Source organism: Oleiphilus sp. HI0117 (assembly GCF_001635235.1).
In genome coordinates this window covers 1-558 of record NZ_LWGA01001171.1, presented here as the reverse complement: position 1 = coordinate 558, position 558 = coordinate 1, and the positions used below count along the sequence as shown (strand labels likewise).

At 46.1% G+C, this 558-nt stretch carries 1 protein-coding gene; it reads left to right on the top strand.

The window, feature by feature from the left end; all coding sequences use genetic code 11:
• A partial coding sequence (locus A3757_RS20715; protein WP_156506461.1) for a divergent polysaccharide deacetylase family protein occupies positions 1 to 558 on the top strand: 558 nt, incomplete at both ends.

Below are 558 nucleotides of genomic sequence, written 5' to 3'. Positions count from 1 at the left end.
AGCTCAGTACAGTAGTCACCTTTATCCTGACTACTGTCGTGCTTGCTTTTCCCGTTGCTGCAGAGCAAAAGCAGCAACCGACCATCGCAATCGTCATTGACGATATGGGGAATCACCTGGAGAACGGCTCCCGATTAATTGACCTACCCTACCCCCTTACTTTGTCTTTTCTACCAGAAAGACGCCATACACGAACCCTAATCGAAAGAGCTAAAGAGAATGGTAAGGAAATCATGCTCCACTCGCCCATGCAAAATAAGCTTGGGATTAAGCTCGGTAAGGGCGGTTTAACCGAAAACATGAGTGAGATGCAAATTAAGCAAACCTTGCGAAAAAGCTTTATCTCGATTCCGCATATGGTAGGCCTGAATAACCATATGGGCAGTCAGTTGACAACTCAAAACAAGGTTATGGAGTGGGTAATGGAAACGGTTAAACAGCACCCCTTCTTTTTCTTGGATAGTCGCACCTCTGCCAACTCGGTTGCCGCCAAAATTGCCGCAGAACACCAAATCCCTAACATAAGCCGAGATGTTTTTCTTGACCATTTTCAGACCC